This is a genomic window from Bradyrhizobium canariense (assembly GCF_019402665.1).
In the GTDB taxonomy this organism is placed as follows: domain Bacteria; phylum Pseudomonadota; class Alphaproteobacteria; order Rhizobiales; family Xanthobacteraceae; genus Bradyrhizobium; species Bradyrhizobium canariense.
Window position 1 is genome coordinate 1 of record NZ_VSST01000041.1, and the last position, 19509, is coordinate 19509.

The 19509-nt window shown below is 64.5% G+C and carries 18 protein-coding genes; 4 read left to right on the forward strand and 14 right to left on the reverse strand.

What is annotated here, in order from left to right; translation table 11 throughout:
• The 10 genes from serS to FXB41_RS21665 all read right to left on the reverse strand — a co-directional run.
• On the reverse strand, nt 1-1245 hold a 1245-nt coding region (gene serS / locus FXB41_RS21620; RefSeq protein ID WP_219683151.1), incomplete at its 3' end, for a serine--tRNA ligase.
• Between the two features lie 211 nt (nt 1246-1456).
• Nucleotides 1457-2269, reverse strand: coding sequence for a twin-arginine translocase subunit TatC (gene tatC / locus FXB41_RS21625; protein ID WP_219683152.1), 813 nt, complete (start codon nt 2267-2269; stop codon nt 1457-1459).
• The gene (gene tatB, locus FXB41_RS21630) at nt 2266-2841 is read right to left on the reverse strand and encodes a Sec-independent protein translocase protein TatB (protein ID WP_007590657.1); all 576 of its coding nucleotides are present in this window, start codon (nt 2839-2841) and stop codon (nt 2266-2268) included. Before tatB ends, tatC begins: the two co-directional genes overlap by 4 nt.
• 88 nt (nt 2842-2929) lie before the next feature.
• On the reverse strand, nt 2930-3166 hold the full coding sequence (locus FXB41_RS21635; protein ID WP_007590656.1) for a twin-arginine translocase TatA/TatE family subunit: 237 nt from the start codon (nt 3164-3166) through the stop codon (nt 2930-2932).
• 167 nt (nt 3167-3333) lie between these two features.
• Nucleotides 3334-4086, reverse strand: coding sequence for an SMC-Scp complex subunit ScpB (gene scpB, locus FXB41_RS21640; RefSeq protein ID WP_007590655.1), 753 nt, complete (start codon nt 4084-4086; stop codon nt 3334-3336).
• A 21-nt stretch (nt 4087-4107) separates the two neighbouring features.
• A complete protein-coding gene (locus tag FXB41_RS21645) occupies nt 4108-4947 on the reverse strand; it encodes a segregation and condensation protein A (RefSeq protein ID WP_007590654.1) in 840 nt (279 codons plus the stop codon).
• On the reverse strand, nt 4944-5972 hold the full coding sequence (gene nagZ, locus FXB41_RS21650; RefSeq protein ID WP_007590653.1) for a beta-N-acetylhexosaminidase: 1029 nt from the start codon (nt 5970-5972) through the stop codon (nt 4944-4946). The genes FXB41_RS21645 and nagZ overlap by 4 nt, the downstream gene beginning before the upstream one ends.
• A gap of 45 nt (nt 5973-6017) precedes the next feature.
• Nucleotides 6018-7592, reverse strand: coding sequence for an SPOR domain-containing protein (locus tag FXB41_RS21655; protein WP_007590652.1), 1575 nt, complete (start codon nt 7590-7592; stop codon nt 6018-6020).
• A gap of 139 nt (nt 7593-7731) precedes the next feature.
• A complete protein-coding gene (gene argS, locus FXB41_RS21660) occupies nt 7732-9522 on the reverse strand; it encodes an arginine--tRNA ligase (RefSeq protein ID WP_007590651.1) in 1791 nt (596 codons plus the stop codon).
• Nucleotides 9523-9531: 9 nt separating this feature from the next.
• Nucleotides 9532-10728, reverse strand: coding sequence for a deoxyguanosinetriphosphate triphosphohydrolase (locus FXB41_RS21665; RefSeq protein ID WP_246649028.1), 1197 nt, complete (start codon nt 10726-10728; stop codon nt 9532-9534).
• 146 nt (nt 10729-10874) lie between these two features.
• Between FXB41_RS21665 and erpA the strand changes: the two genes are divergently transcribed.
• The gene (gene erpA, locus FXB41_RS21670; protein ID WP_007610737.1) at nt 10875-11204 is read left to right on the forward strand and encodes an iron-sulfur cluster insertion protein ErpA; all 330 of its coding nucleotides are present in this window, start codon (nt 10875-10877) and stop codon (nt 11202-11204) included.
• A gap of 6 nt (nt 11205-11210) precedes the next feature.
• Here erpA and FXB41_RS21675 read toward each other — a convergent pair whose 3' ends face one another.
• Complete coding sequence (locus FXB41_RS21675) at nt 11211-13541, reverse strand: hybrid sensor histidine kinase/response regulator (RefSeq protein WP_219683154.1); 2331 nt, start codon at nt 13539-13541, stop codon at nt 11211-11213.
• 134 nt (nt 13542-13675) lie between these two features.
• Between FXB41_RS21675 and xth the strand changes: the two genes are divergently transcribed.
• Nucleotides 13676-14473 (forward strand): exodeoxyribonuclease III, encoded by a 798-nt coding sequence (xth, locus tag FXB41_RS21680; RefSeq protein WP_007590647.1) that lies wholly within the window; start codon nt 13676-13678, stop codon nt 14471-14473.
• A gap of 15 nt (nt 14474-14488) precedes the next feature.
• On the opposite strand, the gene FXB41_RS21685 is transcribed toward xth, so the two are convergent.
• The 3 genes from FXB41_RS21685 to FXB41_RS21695 form a co-directional block, all read right to left on the reverse strand.
• Entirely contained in the window at nt 14489-15310 is an 822-nt protein-coding gene (locus tag FXB41_RS21685) for a tetratricopeptide repeat protein (protein WP_007590646.1), read from the reverse strand.
• Entirely contained in the window at nt 15297-17021 is a 1725-nt protein-coding gene (ilvD, locus tag FXB41_RS21690) for a dihydroxy-acid dehydratase (RefSeq protein ID WP_007590645.1), read from the reverse strand. The genes FXB41_RS21685 and ilvD overlap by 14 nt, the downstream gene beginning before the upstream one ends.
• A 1312-nt stretch (nt 17022-18333) precedes the next feature.
• Nucleotides 18334-18732: a MerR family transcriptional regulator gene (locus FXB41_RS21695; protein WP_219683155.1), complete on the reverse strand. Its 399-nt coding sequence runs from the start codon at nt 18730-18732 to the stop codon at nt 18334-18336.
• 174 nt (nt 18733-18906) lie between these two features.
• On the opposite strand from FXB41_RS21695, the gene FXB41_RS21700 reads away from it, so the two are divergent.
• Entirely contained in the window at nt 18907-19281 is a 375-nt protein-coding gene (locus FXB41_RS21700; RefSeq protein ID WP_219683156.1) for a hypothetical protein, read from the forward strand.
• Nucleotides 19281-19496, forward strand: a complete 216-nt coding sequence (locus FXB41_RS21705; protein ID WP_219683157.1) for a hypothetical protein — start codon at nt 19281-19283, stop codon at nt 19494-19496. The genes FXB41_RS21700 and FXB41_RS21705 overlap by 1 nt, the downstream gene beginning before the upstream one ends.
• Nucleotides 19497-19509 lie beyond the last annotated feature (13 nt).

The following is a 19509-nucleotide window of genomic DNA, read 5'->3' on the forward strand; positions in this document are numbered from 1 at the left end:
CAGTACGCTGGGGACCGCGATCGAGCCGTCCTCCTGCTGGTAGGTCTCCATCACAGCGATAAGCGCGCGGCCGACGGCAGTGCCGGAGCCGTTCAAGGTGTGCACGAAACGCGGCTTGCCGTCGGGACCGCGCGAGCGCGCGTCCATCCGGCGGGCCTGGAAATCGCCGCACACCGAGCAGCTCGAGATCTCGCGGAACATGCCGCCATCGCCCTGCCCGGGCATCCAGACCTCGATGTCATAGGTTTTTTGCGCCGCAAAACCCATATCCCCTGCGCAGAGCGTCATCACGCGATAATGCAGGTCGAGCTGCCGTAACACCTCTTCGGCGCAAGCGAGCATCCGCTCATGCTCGTCCTTGCTGGTTTCGGCCGTTGCAATCGACACCAACTCGACTTTTGTGAATTGATGCTGCCGGATCATGCCGCGCGTGTCGCGGCCTGCCGCCCCTGCTTCCGCCCGAAAACACGGCGTCAACGCTGTCAGGCGCATCGGCAGCTCCCTCTCGTCCACGATGGATTCGCGAACCAGGTTCGTCAGCGGCATTTCAGCCGTGGGTATGAGCCACATCCCTTCCCGCGTGCAAAACATATCTTCGGCGGATTTGGGAAGGTTACCCGTCCCATAGGCCGTTTGCTCGCGCACCAAGAGCGGCGGGTTGATCTCGGTATAACCATGCTCGTTGGTGTGCAGGTCGAGCATGAACTGGCCGATCGCGCGTTCGAGCCGCGCCAGCCCCTTCTTCAGCACGACGAAGCGCGCACCCGAGAGTTTTGCCGCTGCCTCGAAATCCATGTAGCCGAGCGCGTTGCCGAGATCGTCGTGCGGCTTCGGCGCGAAGCTGTAGTTGCGCTTGTTGCCGAAGACGTGGTGCTGCACGTTGCCGTGCTCGTCGACGCCATCGGGTACCTCGTCGAGCGGCAGGTTCGGAATCGCGGAGAGCTCTTTCGTCAGCTCCTCGTCGGCGGACTTCGCCGCGGCCTCGAGCTGCGGCATCGTCGTCTTGAGTTCGGTAACTTCCGCCATCAGCTTCGCCGCGCGCGCCTCGTCCTTGGCCTTCTTGGCATCGCCGATTTCCTTTGAGGCCGCATTGCGCCGCGCCTGCGCCTGCTCGGAAGCCAGGATCGCCGCACGCCGGGTCTCGTCGATCGCTAGCAGCGACGCCGACATCGGCTTCAGGCCGCGTCGTGCGAGGCCGGCGTCGAAGGCTTGCGGGTTGTCGCGGATCGATTTGATATCGTGCATGGCCGAGGTCCTGGGGCAGCGCGTAAACATACAACGGCAAACGTTGTACGTCAGCGCGTCTCCCTAGCACTCTGTCATCGCCCGCGAAAGCGGGCGATCCAGTATTCCAGAGACGTCAGTGATTCCCCCGAGAGGCCGCGGCGTACTGGATTCCCCGCCCCAGGGCGCAATTGCGCACAAGGCGGGGAATGACAGCGGAGGTCAGGGCGCCCTACTCCGCCGGATTAGCCGGCGTCGATACGTCAGTGCCGGTGGTGGCCTTTGAAGTTGCCGCCTTCTTCTCCACAATTCCCACCGCGATGATCGAGCCCTCGTAGAGCGCGAGCAAGGGGATCGCGAGCGAGCACTGGCTAAGCACGTCGGGCGGGGTCAGAACGGCCGCGATGACGAAGGCGACGACGATGAAATAGCGGCGCTTCTCGCGCAGCATTTTTGACGTGACGATGCCGATGCGCCCGAGCAGCGTCAGGATCACCGGAAGCTGGAAGGCGATGCCGAAGGCGAAGATCAGCGACATCATCAGCGACAGGTATTCACCGACCTTGGGCAGCAGCTGGATCTGCGCGGTCTCGTCGCTGCCAGCCTGCTGCATGCCGAGCGAGAAGCGGACCAGCATCGGCAGCACGACGAAATAGACCAGTGCTGCGCCCAGCACGAAGAAGAACGGGGTCGCGACCAGATAAGGCAGAAAGGCCTGCTTCTCGTGCTTGTAGAGGCCCGGAGCGACGAACTTGTAGATCTGCGTCGCAACGATCGGGAACGAGATGAAGCCGGCGCCGAACAGCGCGAGCTTGAGCTGAGTAATGAAATATTCCAGCAGCGCAGTGTAGATGAATTTCGAGTTCTCGGGACCCGCGACCCACACGAACGGCCAGACCAGCACGTTGTAGATCTGCTTGGCGAAGAAGAAGCAGAAGATGAAGGCAACGCCGAAGCCAAGGAGCGCCTTGATCAGCCGCGAACGCAGCTCGATCAAATGGTCCATCAGGGGAGCTTTGCTGGCCTCGATATCGGCGGCGCTCATGACGCTTTGGCGTCCTTGATCGCCTCGGCCGGCGCAGTGTCCTGGATGACCGAATCTTGCGTGACCGAACCTTGAGCGACCTGCGCCTGCTCGACCTCACGGGTGATGGCGAGCGGCTCGTTCACCGCCGCATGTGCCTCGGCCTCTACGAAGGTCTCGGGCGTCGGCGCTTCCGGCGTGGTGGGCGTCGCCGGCAATTCGCTTGAAGTCGCCAGCGCTTCGCTTGAAGTCGCCGGCGGCTCAACAGCGGCGGTGGTCGAGGTCTCGGCCGGCTTGTCCAGCGCATCGACGCGGAGCGCGTCGCTGACGTCTTTCTGAAGCGAGGTCATCAGATTGTTGCCGGCGAACCCGGAAGCCGCTTCCTTGACCTCGTCGAAGCTCTTCTTGAGGTCGGCCATTTCGGCCTCGCGCATCGCCTCCTGGAATTGGCCCTGGAATTCGGCGGCCATCTTGCGCGCCTTGCCCATCCACTGCCCGACCATACGCAGTACGCCCGGCAGCTCTTTCGGGCCGATGGCGATCAGGGCCACGACCCCGATCAGGACCAGTTCACTCCACCCGATATCGAACATGAGGTCTTCCGTTCACGCCAGCCGCAGCCAGCCCAATCCCTCGCGCGCAGGATCGGGTCCGCTACCCGCGTCTCGCGTGCTCTCTGGCTCAGACGGCCTTGCTGCCGATGTCGGACCGTGCCGCGGTCGGCGCGGCATTGTTGTGCTCGATGGACTTGGCCGGCTCGGGCTTGTCGGCGACCTTGTCGTCGTCCTGCATGCCCTTCTTGAACGCCTTGATGCCCTGCGCCACGTCGCCCATCAGATCCGAAATCTTGCCGCGACCGAACAGCAGCAGGACCACTGCGATCACCAGGACCCAGTGCCAAATGCTGAGTGAACCCATCCTGCAACCCTCCAAACGCGCATGGCCGGGGACCCGGCCGATCTTCACCGAAACCTAGGCTTGGCAGGTGTCAAAAACAAGGACCAAGGCAGCGCCAATTCGCTGTTGGCGCTACGTAATTTTGCTAGTGTTAACTGGTCGCAGGTGGCCGGTAGAAGGCCGGGACGTCAGTCCTCGCTACCGCCCTCGCCGCCCTCATTGCCGCCTTCCGGCGGCGTCTCGGGCTCGACCGCAGGCGCCAGCGCGAGATCAAGGTCCTCGCCAGGTTCCAGCGGATCCTCGTCCTCACGCAAAGTCGGGTCATCCGACGGCGTCGGCACGCTGAATCCGGTCGGCAGACGCGAATCCAGAAGGCCCGTGCCCTTGAGCTCCTCCAAACCCGGCAGATCGCCGAGCTGTTCCAGAGTGAACTGCGACAGGAAGTCCTCGGTGGTTCCGAAGGTCAAGGGACGGCCCGGCGTCTTGCGACGGCCGCGCGGCTTGATCCAGCCGGTTTCCAGCAGCACGTCCAGCGTGCCTTTCGAGGTGACGACGCCGCGGATCTCCTCGATCTCGGCGCGCGTCACCGGCTGGTGATAGGCGATGATTGCGAGCACCTCGATCGCGGCGCGCGACAGGCGGCGGGTTTCGGTGCTCTCGCGGGTCATCAGCCAGGCGAGATCGCCCGCCGTGCGGAAGGTCCATTTGTTGGCAACCCGGACGAGATTCACGCCGCGCAAGGAATAGTCGGCCTGCAACTGCTCAAGCGCGGCCTTCACGTCCACGCCCTCGGGCATGCGCTTGGCCAGCGTCGCGGTGTCCAGCGGTTCATTCGAAGCGAACAGCAGCGCTTCCAGCAGCCGCAATTCTTCGGGACGTGCCTGGGACTCGTTCTCCATCGGCTCGGCCTCTTCTACCCGCACTTCAGCCAGGCTTGCCATGGCAGATTCTCCTTGTTGCACTTAAGCGACCGGCGCATCGGGCGCAGGAGCTGCGTCCATGACCGGCTTGGGGCGCCCCTTCCGGAAATAGATGGGCGCAAACGCCTCTTTCTGATTCAGCTCGAGCTGACCTTCGCGCACCAGTTCGAGCGCAGCCGCGAAACTCGAGGCGAGCACCGTCGCGCGCTGCGTCGGATCGGCGACGTGCTGCAGCAGAAAATCGTCGAGAACGCCCCAATCGTCTTGCTCGCTGATGCTGCCGACCAGCCGCTCCAGCGTGGCGCGCGCCTCCGCAAGCGACCACACCGTGCGCTTGGCGAGATGCACGCTCGCCAGCACGCGCGACTGGCGCTGCGCGGCATAGGCGGTGAGCAGGTCATAGAGCGTTGCGGTGTATTTCGGATGCTTGATCTCGGCGATCTGCTCGGGCTCGCCGCGCGGGAAGATGTCGCGCAGCAATTGCTGCCGGTTCATCAGCCGGTTGGCGGCTTCGCGAATGGCCTCCAGCCGGCGCAGGCGGTTGGCGAGCGCCGTCGCCATCTGCTCGGCGCTCGGGCCTTCCGCACTCGGCGGCTCCGGCAGCAGCAGGCGCGATTTCAGAAAGGCGAGCCAGGCCGCCATCACGAGATAGTCGGCGGCAAGCTCGAGGCGGATCTTTCGCGCGGCTTCGATGAAGTGGAGATACTGGTCGGCGAGCGCCAGGATCGAGATCTTGGCGAGATCGACCTTCTGCTGCCGCGCCAGTGCGAGCAACAGGTCGAGCGGACCCTCATAGCCCTCGACGTCCACCACCAACGCCGGCTCACCCTCGGCGAGCTCTGCGGGCCGCCCGGTTTCAAACGATAGGATTTCTGCGGTCATGCCGATGCCGTGTTTGCCCGTGCGATCAATGCGTCCAGTTCGGCGCGTGCGGCCGCGCGATCGAACGGTTGCGGTCCTCGACGCGCCGCGAGCGCGGCGTTCGCCCGCTCCAGCGCCCTGCCCGCCAGTTCGGGTGTCTGGCCGGCGACCTCACGCATCTCCTCGATCTTGCCGTTGCAATGCAGGGCCATGTCGCAACCGGCCGCAAAAATCGCGCGGGTCCGCTCGGCGATATTGCCCGACAGCGCGTTCATCGACACGTCATCACTCATTAACAAACCCTGGAACCCGATTGTGCCGCGAATCACCTCAGCGATCATTGTCGCAGATGTCGTCGCCGGATGGGCGGGGTCGACCGCGCTAAACACAACATGTGCAGTCATGGCCATCGGCAAATCCGCCAAAGGCATGAACGCCGCGAAGTCGGTGCGCTCCAGTTCGTCTCGCGACGTGTCGACGGTCGGCAGATTGAAATGGGTATCGGCCGTAGCTCGGCCATGGCCGGGGATGTGCTTGAGCACCGGCAACACGCCCCCCTCTTCCAGGCCCTCGGTGACCGCGCGGGCGATCGCGGCGACTTTTCCCGGTTCGGTGCCGTAGGCCCTGTTCCCGATGACGGCGTTGGCGCCAGCCACCGGCACGTCGGCCAGCGGCAAGCAATCCACGGTAATGCCGAGATCCCCGAGATCGGCCGCGATCAGCCGGGCACTGAGGCGCGCCGCGGTCAGCCCGAGCGCCGAATCAGTATCGTAGAGACCCGCGAAAATAGCGCCCGGTGGATAGACCGGCCAAAGCGGCGGCCCCAGGCGCTGCACCCGTCCACCCTCCTGGTCGATCAGGACAGGGGCATCAGCGAAACCCGCGACCGCCCGCAATTCCGCAACGAGTGCAGCAACTTGAGCTGGCGTCTCGACGTTGCGCTTGAAGAGGATGAAGCCCCATGGGCGTTCGCTGCGGATAAACTCCCGCTCGGCGGCAGTTAGTTCCGTTCCGGAAACGCCGGTAATGAAGGCCCGCGTGCTCATACGGCCGATTAACCCTGACCCGCGAGACGGTCAAGGAAACGGCCGTTAATTCCTCTGGACGAAGCAGGCAGACAGGCCCGCGGATTTCAAACTGTTGCAGGCCTGGTTCGCCTCTTCGAGCGATCCGTAGGGTCCAGCGAAGGCGCGGTAGACGATTCCCTTGCCCTTGTCGGTCAGGTCGACCCGCTTGACCACCGGAGCGCGGGAGCCCAGCACGCTGCCGTACTTGCTCTGAAGCACCCGGTAGGAGGCGTGGGCGCTATCCTCGGTCTGCTGCGAGGAGACCTGCACGACGTAGCCACCGCCACCGCTGCTCGCGGGCGCAATTTGCGTCGGATTGGTCGCAGCCATCCGCTGCGGCGGCTCCGCAGCCGGCGCCGATTGCGGCGCCAGCGAGAGCGGCTGATTGGCACTGGCATTGGCCGAGGTCGGCGGCGTGCGTGGTGCAGCGGGTGCCGCAACGGGCTTCAGTGGAGCTGCCGGCTTCGCGACGGCGGCGGCTTGCGACGCCGTGGCGTCGGTCTGATCGCCCTTCACGGCCACGGTCCTGATCGCGCGCGGCGAATTGTTCGGCAGCGTGCCGTTACTCGGATTCGGGCCCGCACTCGATAGCGGAATGCTGGACGGCGACACGCTCGCCACCGGCGGCGGGTTCGCGTTCTGGTTCAGCGGCGGGAACACCACGCGGGGACCTCCCGCCTTGGCGTTGACGTCGACAGGCGCCTCCTCGCGCGGCACGATCTTCTCAGCGCCATCACCGGTGACCATGCGGTCCGGCACCTTGGCCGAGGAGTCCGACGGCGCCGGCACGATTTTGGTCGGCGTGTTGTCGGCCTTGATGATGGGCGGCTCGCCGCTGCGGGGCGAGCCCACATAGGTCTTGTAGGCGAACGCAGCGCCGGTCCCGACCACGGCAAGCGCCAGGATCGCCGCGACCGTCATCATGCCGCCGCGCTGCTTCTTGGGCTCGTCGAGATCGGCCTCGGGATAGTCGCTCTGGAATGCGTAAGGATCGTCGGGATAGGCGGCATCGCGCTGGTAGTCTTGTTCGCCCGCCTCCAGCCGTCCGTAGAGCGCATCGTCGTAGCGCGCCGGATCGGGCTGCTGCTGATAGGCTTGTTCCTGATAAGCCTGATCGTGCTGCTGGTAGGCCTGATCCTGATAGGCAGGAGCTTGATAAGCAGGAGCTTGATAGCCCTGATCCGGATAGGCCTGCGGCTGACGAAAATCAGGTTCGGGCTCGGGCGCAGTCGGCTGGGCTGAATAACGATGCAGTGGATGAACCGGGTTTACGGAAGCGGGATAGGCAGGCTCAGCTGGCGCCGTCTGCGGCTGCACATTGGCGCGCCGCATCCATGAGGGCGGTCCGGGCGGCGGCGGAGGAGCCTGCTCGGCATAGTCCTGCGGGTCATCGTCCTGGCGATAGTCGTCGTCCTGATAGCTCTGGGCAGGCGCGGGCGCTGCTGGCGGGTGCGCACCCGGCCGCCCTTGCGCCGCAAACGGATCGGTCTGCCCGATCAGGCGGGCGAGTTCGGCCAAGGGATCGCCGCTCCCATGCTGATCGCCACCGCGACCATAGTCATCGGAAGGAAACGGTCTGTCCTGATATCGTTCGGCCATCGTGATGATGCGTCCCTTCGGGAAAGCCGCGCGCCCCTCGGCCAAGGCACGGCTTTCGACCCACAAGGCTTTCAACCAAGTCTAAGCGATCCGGCTTCTGCCGGTTACCCCCGAAATCCCTTAAGTAGTTCGCCCCAAACTACCGCATCTCGTCCGGAGCATGGACGCCGAGGATGGCGAGGCCCGATGCCAGGACAGAGACGACGCCCTGGACCATGGCCAGCCGCGCCTTCGTTAGATCTGCATCATTATTGATAATGAAGCGTAAATAGGGCAAATCGCGCCCCTTCGTCCAAAGTGCGTGAAATTCGCTCGCTAAGTCATAGAGATAGAAAGCAATTCGGTGCGGCTCGTGGGCGCTTGCCGCCGCTTCCAGCATGCGCGGAAAAATTGCGAGCCGCTTAAGAAGGTCGAGCTCAGCCGGGTCTGACAGCCGTTCCACCGCCGACTCACCGAGCCAGGCGATGCGCTTTTCGGTTTCCTCGGGGAGTTCCGGGAACACCTCGGCCCGGGCGTTGCGGAAGATCGAATGGCCGCGGGCGTGGCCGTACTGGACATAGAACACGGGGTTGTCGCGCGACTGTTCCATGACCTTGGCAAGGTCGAAGTCGAGCACCGCGTCGTTCTTGCGGTAGAGCATCATGAAGCGGACGGCGTCCTGGCCGACTTCATCTACCACCTCACGCAAGGTGACGAAGTCCCCGCTCCGCTTGGACATTTTCACCGGCTCGCCGTTGCGCAGCAACTTCACGAGCTGGACGATCTTGACGTCGAGCGCCCCCTTGCCGGAGGTCGTCGCCTTCACCGCCGCCTGCATGCGCTTGATGTAGCCACCATGGTCGGCGCCCCAGACGTCGATCATTTCCGCAAAACCACGGTCGAACTTGTTCTTGTGGTAGGCGATATCGGCGGCGAAGTAGGTATAGGAATTGTCCGACTTGATCAGCGGGCGATCGACGTCGTCGCCATAAGCAGTCGCCTTGAACAGCAACTGCTCGCGATCTTCCCAATCCTCGGCCGGGGCCCCTTTTGGCGGCGGCAGACGGCCCTGGTAGACGTCGCCCTTGGCCTTGAGGAAGTCGATGGTCTCGGCGACCTTGTTGTTGCCGGCGTCCTGCAGCGAGCGCTCCGAGAAGAACACGTCGTGGCGGATGTTGAGCGCGCCGAGATCTCCCTTGATCTCGTCCATCATCATCGCGATGGCCTTGGCGCGTACCGTCGGCAGCCACGCGCCCTCGCTCATGGCGAGGAGCTTGTCGCCGTGTTCGTTGGCCAGCGCCTGCCCGACCGGCTTCAGATAGTCGCCGGGATAAAGGCCTTCCGGAATCGCGCCGATGTCCTCGCCGAGCGCCTCGCGATACCTGAGGAACGCGGAACGTGCGAGCACGTCGACCTGCGCACCGGCGTCGTTGATGTAATATTCGCGCGTGACGTCACGGCCTGCGAACTCGAGCAGGCTCGCCAGCGCGTCGCCGAACACGGCGCCGCGGCAATGGCCGACATGCATCGGTCCGGTCGGGTTGGCCGAGACATATTCAACGTTGACCTTGGAGCCGCCGCGGACGCGGCCGTAATCGGCGCTCTCGCGCAGCACGGTCCGTAGCGCCTCCGCCCATGCGGCCGGCTTCAGCGTCAAATTGATGAAGCCGGGACCGGCGACGTCGACCTTGGCGATCAGCGCATCCGCGCGCAGCCGTTCGGCGATCTGCTCGGCGAGATCCCGTGGCTTTGCCTTTGCCTCTTTCGCAAGCACCATGGCCGCGTTGGTCGCCATGTCGCCATGGGAGGTATCGCGCGGCGGCTCGACCACCACGCGCGAGAAATCGATGCCCTCGGGCCAGTTGGCGTCCGCCGCAAGCGCGCGGCAGACCGCGTGCACGCGTGCGAGCACGTCGGCGAACAGGTGCAGTGCTGAGGATGTGTCGGGCATGGGCGCCGCCTAACGCAAATCCGGGGTCGAGTCAAAGAGCCGCTGGTGCTCGGTCAGGGCGAAACGGTCGGTCATTCCGGCAATGAAATTCCCGATCCGTCGAGCCCGGTCGCCCTCATTGTCCGCCTCCGCCCCGACCAGCCATTCCGGCGGCAGTTCGCCGGGCGATGTGAGGTATTTCGCGAACAGGTCGAACAGGATCTGTTCCGCCTCGCTCATCACCCGCATGACCCGCTTGTGGCGGTACATGTGCTGATAGAGAAAGCGCTTGATGGCGGCCTCCTCCTCGGCGACCGCGGCGGGGAACGCGATCAGTGCCCGGCTCTGCTGGCGCACGTCCTGGGCGGATTGCGGTTTCACGGCGGCAAGGTTTGTCTGCGCCTCGGCGAACACGGCACCGATCAGGTGCGAGATCAGCTCGCGCACCAGCTCGGCGCCGCGCCTGACGTCTTCGAGATCGGGGTAATGCGCAGACGTCTCGGCGATGATCTCCGCGGTCAGCGGCATGACCTTGAGGTCGTCGAGGTGAAACAGGCCGGCGCGCAGGCCGTCGTCGATATCGTGGGCATCATAGGCGATGTCGTCGGCGATCGCGGCGACCTGTGCCTCCAGCGAGGCGAAACTCCACAACTCGAGATCGTAGGTCTTGATGTAGTCGGCGATGCCGACAGGAATGCCGTGCTCGCGATAACGCCCGACCGGCGCACCGCTGCGATCGGTCAGCGGGCCATTGTGCTTGACGATGCCTTCCAGCGCTTCCCAGGTCAGGTTGAGCCCGTCGAATTCGGGGTAGCGGTGTTCCAGCGCCGCGACGACGCGGAGCGTCTGGGCGTTGTGGTCGAAGCCGCCGAAATCCGTCAGGCAGGCGTCCAGTGCCCGCTCGCCGGCGTGCCCGAACGGCGGATGGCCGAGGTCGTGGGCGAGCGCCAAGGTTTCCGTTAGGTCCTCGTCCAGCCCGAGCTGCCGCGCCAGCGCCCGGGCAATCTGCGCCACCTCCAGCGAATGGGTCAGCCGGGTCCGGTAATGGTCGCCCTCGTGGAACACGAACACCTGGGTCTTGTACTTCAGTCGGCGGAACGCGGTGGAATGGATCACCCGGTCGCAATCCCGCCGGAACGGGCTGCGGGTCCGGCTCGGCGGTTCCGCGACCAGCCGGCCGCGGCTGCGATCGGGATCGCAGGCATAGGGCGCGTGGGGGGCAGCCATTCCGACGGACACGGCGAATTTAGTCCCTATCCATTTGATTCTGCGTATGGTGGCACTTAACTATGCCGGACGCGGGATACCAACTGAATTGGGCAACCGACCTTCGGGCGACCTTGGTGTGACCGCGGGGCTATCGGAGACGAGCGATGACGACTGACGTGACCATCAGTGACAAGGCCGCACGCCGGATTGGGGAGATCCTCAAGGGCGAAGGGTCTGGCGCGATGCTGCGGATCTCGGTCGAGGGCGGCGGCTGCTCCGGCTTCCAGTACAAGTTCGACATTGACCGTGCCCGCACCGACGACGATCTCGTGATCGAGCAGGACAATGCTGTGGTGCTGGTCGATTCCGCCTCGCAGCCGTTCCTGGCGGGCTCGCAGGTCGATTTCGTCGACGATCTGATCGGCGCCTCGTTCCGGGTCAACAATCCCAACGCCACGGCGTCCTGTGGCTGCGGGACCAGCTTCTCGATCTGACAGGCTTTAGGCGCCAGTCATCTGCCTTTCCTCGTCCGTCCACTCCACGTCGACAGGCGTGAGCTCCGGCTGAAGTGGTGCGTCTTCCGCCATCACATGTCCATCGAGCGCGCGCAGCAGAGCCGCCACCAGCGCAGGCTTGCGCAGCGGTTTGGCGAGGAAGTCGGACATCCCCGCCTCGCGGCAGATCTTGACGTCCTCGGGGAAGGCATTGGCGGTCAGCGCGATGATCGGCAAGGCCGCGAAGCATCCGCCCTCGGCGCGGATCGCACGGGTCGCGGCAAGCCCGTCCATCTCGGGCATGCGCACGTCCATCAGCACGATATCGTAATCGTCTTCGGACACGGCCGCGACGGCCTCGACACCGTCGGTCACGACGCGCAACTCGACGTCGAAGGCACCGAGCATCTTGCTCACGACCATGCGGTTGACGGCGTCGTCCTCGGCGACCAACACCTTCAGCGGTCGGTCGAGGCCCGCGATGCGCGCCTTGAGATCGTCGGCTTCCTCGCGGCCTGCGTCGTGATCGGACGTTTGCACCTGACTCCACGGCAGTACCAGCGTGAAGCGGAAGGTCGAGCCTTCGCCCGGCGTCGAGGTGACGCCGATGGTGCCGCCCATCTGCTCGATAATGCGCCGCGAGATCGCTAGGCCCAGCCCGGTGCCGCCGAAGCGGCGGCTGATCGAGGCGTCGGCCTGGGCGAAGTCGGAGAAGAGCTCGCCGAGCTTCTCGGGGGCGATGCCGATACCGCTGTCGGTCACGCTCCATTCGACGGTGGCGAGCAGATCGCGGCGGGCCTGACAGACAGCTGCGATCGTGACTTCGCCTCCGTCAGTGAACTTCACCGCGTTGGATGCGAGATTGAGCAGGACCTGGCGGATACGCGCGACATCGCCGCGCAGCGTCGGCGGCAGGTTGGGATCGAGCTCGACCTTGACGGCGAGCCCCTTGCTCTTGGCGCTCGCGCGCACGATGGTCGCCACGGCTTCGACCATCGCCTGCGGCGCGAAGTCGATCACCTCGAACGCGAAGCGTCCGGCCTCGAGCTTGGACAGATCCAGGATGTCGTTGAGGATGCGCTGGAGATTGTCGCCGGACTCGCGGATCGTGGTGACAGCCTCGCGCTGCTCCGGATCGAGTTTTGTCTCCAGCAGCACGCTGGCAAGCCCGAGCACGCCGTTCATCGGCGTGCGGATCTCGTGGCTCATCACCGCGAGGAAATCCGATTTGGCACGGCTCTCGGCCTCGGCCTTTTCGGCGCGCCAGCGCTCGGTCACGTCGCGGCCGAAGCCGCGATAGCCGAGGAATTGACCGTCGCGGTCGTAGGCCGGCTTCGCAGTGAGCGACCACAGCCGCGCCTCGCCGCCGGCGACGACCTTGAGGTTCATTTCGTGCAGCGGTTCGGCGTGCTCCATCAGGCCGACGACGTTGTAGGCCGCGCTCTTGTCTTCGGGGCACAGCATGTCGAGCACGTCGGCGAAATGCGAGCCCTTCAGCAACGGCAGTGGCAGCTGTGCGACGGCGGCGAAGCGCTCGGGCACGTCGACCAGATGCCCTTCGGCGTCGGTCTGCCATAGCCAGTCGCTGGCGTTCTCCTGAAAATCCTTCAGCAATAGCGAAATGATCTCGGTCTGGCGCTCGAGCTCGAGCCGGGCCTTGAGATTGCCGAGGAACAGATTGCCTTGCGAGACGATGTTGCGCGCCATGAAGAACGCGAACAGCAGCAGAAACACCGCGGTCAGGAGGTAAGGCCCGGTGCCGCACAACAGCAACGCCGCGGCGCAGGCAATCGTCGTCGTCGCGAGATAGACAAGGCCCGCGCGCGGGAAGGTCGAGAGCATGAAGGCGCCGCCGGACATCGTGCCGACCATCAGGCAGGCCAGGACGAGCTGGCTGGTCGGCTCGATGCGGCTGAACAGCGTGATCGGCAGCGTGCCCCAGATTGCGGCGAGGAAAAACGCCTGCCGCAACATCTGCCGCGCGGCGCGGGGCGAGGCTTCCTGCGGCGGGCTCCGGTGGGAGCGCCGCCACGCGCGCACCGCGAGCGAGGCGGCGGTCGCGAGGGTCATGCCCCAGATCGCGAGAAAGTCGTTCCAGCCACGGCCCCAGAACAGGACCAGCACGACTGCGACGTTGAGCATGGTGACGGCCATCGTCACCGGGATCAGGCGTATCACCGCGTCGATCTGCTTGGCGCGGATGCGGCTCAGCTCGCGCTCGCTGAGACCGGCGGTCAGGCCGTCCTCGATCTCGTAGCCGCCGAGCCAGTACAGGAACGCGCCGATCAACCCGTCGCGGGGCTCGGTTCGCTTCATGGATTTGTCCGGCCGTCCCATTCGAAAAACCTTTTCACGATCAATGACCCAGGCCCGACTTAAGCCGGGTTAATTTTGTGGGAGATTTCGCAGCGTCCTTGACGGGCGCGTTTGCATTTTGTTCTAACCATGGCCCCTGCCCGGAGCCCGTCGAAATGCCCATCAGAATAGCCACCTGGAACGTGAACTCGGTCCGGCAGCGGATCGACCTGTTGCTGACCTGGCTGAAGGAGTGCCAGCCGGACATCGTCTGCCTCCAGGAGATCAAATGCGTCGACGAGGCCTTCCCGCGGCTGGAGATCGAGGCGCTCGGCTACAACGTGGTCACCCATGGGCAGAAGACGTTCAACGGTGTCGCCCTGCTCTCGAAGCTCCGGTTCGACGAGACCAAGTCGGGGCTGGCCGGCGACGACGAGGATGCGCATGCCCGCTTCCTCGAAGGCGTGGTGACGCTCAAGAGCGGCGTGCTGCGCATCGCCTGCCTCTATCTGCCCAACGGCAATCCGGTCGGCACCGAGAAATATCCCTACAAGCTCAAATGGATGTCGCGGCTTCTTGAGTATTCGAAGGAGCGCCTCAAGACCGAGGAGCCGCTGATCCTCGCAGGCGACTTCAACGTCATCCCGCATGCCCGCGACGTCCATAATCCCGCCGCCTGGACCGAGGACGCCCTGTTCAAGGCCGAGACGCGGGAGAGTTTTCAGTCCCTGCTCGGCCTCGGCCTGACCGATGCGCTTCGGGCCGTCACCGACGAGCCCGGGCTCTACACCTTCTGGGACTACCAGGCCGGCGCTTGGCAGAAGAACCACGGCCTGCGGATCGACCATCTGCTGCTGTCGCCACAGGCCAGCGACCGGCTCGGCAATGTCGGCATCGACAGTTATGTGCGCAGCTGGGAGAAGCCGTCGGACCATGTGCCGGTGTGGGCGGATCTCGACCTCGAGGCGGCGTGAGGCCGCCTCAACCCATCACTCCCGGCGACCCTGGACCCATTGCTCCAGCATCTGCAGGCACATGGCGCGATCGTCGTCGGAGGCCTTTGCGAAGGCGCGGTTGTAGTTTTCCTTGATCCAGGTCTCGTCGCTACCTGCGCTGTCGCGCGCCAGCGTCAGCCACATCAGGCCGCGCGCGGCCTGCCGCGGCAGGCGGTCGCCGTTGAACAGCATCTGGCCGAGCAGCGCCTGGGCCTCGTGCTGGCCCTTCTGCGCGGCGAGCCCAAGCCAGCGCGCGCCGTAGCGGAAATCCTCGCGCGAAGCGTCTGGTGTCTTCAGGTACAGGCGGGCGAGATCGTATTGCGCATCCGCGTTGCCGAAATAGGACGCGGCATAGGAGAACATCTCCCGCGCCCGCTCCTGGTCCGGCTTGACCTTCGAATTCGGGATGCCACTGAGATAATAGCGGCCGAGCGCCACAAAGGCGTTGGCGACGATCTGCGCCTGGGGCGCGGACGGGCTGTCCTCGGCGTGCGCGTTGGCGATCCGGGTGAAATACTCGAACGCACGAACATCGTCCTGGGCGACGCCGTCGCCATTGGCATACATGCGGCCGAGCTTCCACTGCGCGATGGGGTGGCCCCCTTCCGCGGCATATTGCAGGGCGCTGAGCGAGGTTTCCTGCGGCACGACTGGCGGTACATTGCGCACCTTGCCTGCTGCGCCCGGCAAGGTCGTGACCACCGGGATGGTCGCATCCTTCTGGCTGACGGGTGCGCCGTCAAAGGCGAGCGCCGGCGCGGCCAGCGCGGTAGCCCCCAACACAAACGCAACGATGGTACGCCTAGATGTCCGCATAGCACTGTTTCTCGTGCGCGCCGCCCGGATGGGTCACTGCCCCACCGACCGCTGGTCCAACCTGCTGAGCATATTTCCAGAGCGCGCCCGTCGTGTGGTTAGTCGCGCGAGCGGTCCATTTGGTCTTGCGCTGGGCAAGCTCCTGGTCGCTCAATTTTACGTTAAGGGTACCGGCGACCGCGTCGATCTCGATGATATCGCCGTCCTCGAGCAGCCCAATCGGGCCGCCGATGGCGGCTTCCGGCCCGACATGGCCGATGCAGAAGCCGCGGGTGGCGCCGGAGAAGCGGCCGTCGGTGATGAGCGCGATCTTGCCGCCCATGCCCTGGCCGGTCAGCGCCGCGGTGGTCTGGAGCATTTCCCGCATGCCGGGACCGCCCTTGGGCCCCTCGTAGCGGATCACGATGACTTCGCCTTCGCGGTAAGTGCGGTTCTGGACGGCCTCGAAAGCATCCTCCTCACGGTCGAAGCACCTGGCCGGACCGGTGAACCTGAGGTTGGACATTCCCGCGACTTTCACGATCGCACCTTCTGGCGCCAGATTGCCCTTCAGACCGACCACACCGCCGGTGACGGTGATGGGTTTGTCTGCCGGGTGCACCACGTCCTGGTGCGGATTCCACTTCACGCTTTTGAGGTTTTCGGCGATCGTTCGACCGGTGACGGTCATGCAGTCACCGTGGAGAAATCCGTTGTCGAGCAGCGTCTTCATCAGAAGCGGTATGCCACCTACTTCAAACATGTCTTTGGCGACATAACGGCCCCCCGGCTTCAAATCCGCGACGTACGGTGTCTTTTTGAAGATTTCGGCGACGTCGAACAGGTCGAACTTAATGCCGCACTCGTGCGCGATCGCCGGCAGGTGCAGTGCAGCATTGGTCGAGCCGCCGGACGCGGCGACCACGGCGGCGGCATTCTCCAGCGCCTTGAGGGTAACGATGTCGCGCGGCCGGATGTTTTGCGCGATCAGCTCCATGACCTGCTCGCCCGCCGTCATGCAGAAGGCGTCGCGAATTTCATAGGGTGCCGGAGCACCAGCCGAGTACGGCAGCGCCAGCCCGATCGCCTCGGAGACGGTCGCCATCGTGTTGGCGGTGAACTGCGCGCCGCAGGCACCCGCCGAGGGGCACGCCACGCGCTCGATCTCGTCGAGGTCCTCGTCGGACATTGCGCCGACCGAGTGCTTGCCGACGGCTTCGAACATGTCTTGCACGGTCACCTGCTGGCCCCGGAAATTGCCGGGCAGGATCGAGCCGCCATAGATGAAGATCGAGGGCACGTTGAGGCGGACCATCGCCATCATCATGCCCGGCAGCGACTTGTCGCAGCCGGCCAGGCCAACGAGGGCGTCATAGGCGTGACCGCGGATCGTCAGCTCGACGGAATCGGCGATGCATTCGCGCGACGGCAGCGAGGAGCGCATGCCGTCATGGCCCATGGCGATGCCGTCGGTCACGGTGATGGTGCAGAATTCCCGCGGCGTGCCGCCGGCGGCTGCGACGCCCTTCTTCACCGCCTGCGCCTGGCGCATCAGGGAGATGTTGCAGGGCGCGGCCTCGTTCCAGCACGAGGCGACGCCGACGAAGGGCTGGTGGATCTGGTCGGTGGTCAGACCCATGGCGTAGAGGTAGGACCGATGGGGCGCGCGCGCAGGGCCTTCCGTCACGTGACGGCTCGGCAGCCTCTGCTTGATGTTGCTCTTCGCGTCCATCGCAAACCAGTTTCCCCGGCGAACCCTTTCAGACCCGAAAAATCAGTGCCAAGATTTGAATCGACCTTTTGAATCGACCTTGGGGATTTCCGTCGCCTTCCAGGACCACCGCTGCCCGCTAAAACATTCGAGTGATTTTATTCATGTTCGGGTGTGGCCAAAAAGCGGCGTTGATGCGAACGGACAGAGATGATGGTTAAATCCGTGACGGGTGTTGCGCGGACGGCACAATCGTGGCCTGGAGGACACGATTGAGCTTACTGCGATACCCCCGGCGGGAGGACAATCCACAACTTCAGGCCAGTAGATGCCCGCACCGCAACTAAGACGCGACGACGAGGCGCAGCCAAGGTGAGTCGGCGCCTTCATCATCCCCCGCGCGTGCCCCTACGCGCTGCAAAGGCCTCTGCGCTGCGCATCGGAGACTCAAAGGGTCGAGCGTGGCGCACACTCTCTCAAAGCGTCATTGCGAGCGAAGCGAAGCAATCCAGAATCCCTCCGCGGTAAGACTCTGGATTGCTTCGCTGCGCTCGCAATGACGGCGTATGAGGCGGCAGCGGCACTCTTCCAGCTCGCATTTTTACTTGCAGACATGCCTTTTCGTCCTCGCGGCTGATTTCGCCCGAGCTTTGCTTGTTCACTCCACCCTCTTATCCAAGAGGGCGCAGGGAAGGCCGGGTGCCAGCTGGCACCCGCGGTCCGCTGCGCGAAAAGCACACGCAGGAAAACCGCACAGCAGCATACAGGTGTAGCCAATCACTCGGCCTTCCCTGCGCGATGGTTGGACGGCTTATGCCGTGCTCTCCCGGGAGCCGAACTTTCCTTCTGGCCTCCCTCGCCTCGCGAATTGGATGATGCTGTCTGCCCGGTTGGGCTCGCACACATCTCCGCGAAAGCTTGACCGTAGCAACGACGGCCAGGACCACACGGTTTTGCCGTACGCGCATTCGCCATTTCGCCGCAGGGTTCGATGGCCTCGTGCACGTGACCATCGAAATACCGACGAGACGAACTTCACAGCGCCGCTCGTCCGCAGGCGGTTGCGGGCTCACAGGGACTACCCGCCCTGCCCGCACCTCTCATGCCGACGCTGCCGCGTCCACCGCAAGCCCGGCTCGCAATCAAGACGACAACGAGATCGCCCCTCAAGGATGAGCCGGGATGACCGACACATACGCCGCTTCCGAATTTCGGTAAAGTGGAATATTTTAGACACACCGTCTTGACACGAGCATGTCAAGAAATGGTCGGGTGTTTTGCCCGACGGGTCACGGCGACTGCATCGTGAAAGTCAGATCAAGGCGACCCGGGATCACGCGGCCCCGCATCCGGGCTGCAGGATCACGCAATCCGGCGCGGCGCTGCCGCAGCACGTCGTCTCGCAACCGCTGACCAGCGCGGCCACGGTCGCTTCCAGTGCCCGCAGCTCCGCGATTTTCTTCCTGATCGATCCGAGATGCTTCTCCGCAAATGTCTTCGTATCGCTGCAGGGCAAGCGCCGCTGAACCGATGCGAGGATGTCGCGCGTCTCGTCGATGGAGAAGTCCAGTTCGCGGCAGTGCCGGATGAGACTGAGTGCCTTGAAAGCCTCTCCGCCGTAGACGCGCTGGCCGCCCTGGCGCGCTGGCGGCGTCAGAAGACCGATGCTCTCGTAATAGCGGATGGTGGGAACCGAAACGCCGGCCGCCTTGGCGAGGACGCCAATTCTCATGGAGCTCTCACTTTTCGCTTGAACCTCAAGTGGCTTGAGGGCGTAGCGATCCGGTCCGTGGCGCACAAGCATGAGGAGAATCACGTGAGCGTTATAGGACCGTCCTGCAACCTTCCGTCCGAGACGTCGCCAGGATGCGGCTGCGCGGCCAAGATCGAACCAGGGACCGAACCATTGACCGAACCAGGAGGCGGCAAGGCCGCCGGCACGGCGGTCGCGGCCGCGGTTGTCGCTGTAGCCTGCACGGCGTGCTGTGTGCTTCCCTTTACCCTGCCCGCTGTCGTGCTCGCCAGTGCAGGCAGCCTGATCGCCGTGTTCGACCATGCGCACGGGCTGATGACGATACTGTCCATCGCCGTCGTGATCTGCGCCTGGGGCTGGATCGTCTGGCGATCGCGGACGCGCGGCTTGAAAATCCGATCGTCCGTGCTGGCTGCAATGTGCGCCGCGACCGTTCTGACCGCGACAGCCGCGCTGTGGCCAGTGATGGGGCCCGCTGTCTTCCAGGCCCTCGGTGTCGCCAAGAAGCCGAAGCATCCGGCCGGCTGATGGACGCAATCACGATCTTCGGACTGCTGTCGGTCAGTGCGATGCTGTTGTTCTACGCGCTCGAGCCGCGCGGACCGCATTTTGTGCTGGCCTTCGCGGCAGCCTGCGCGCTCAGCGCGGTCTATGGCTTTCTCCAGGGGACCTGGCCGTTTGGGTTTGTCGAGACGGTCTGGACAGCGGTCGCCTTACGGCGCTGGGTCCGGTCATCGCCATGACCGGACCTTAAAG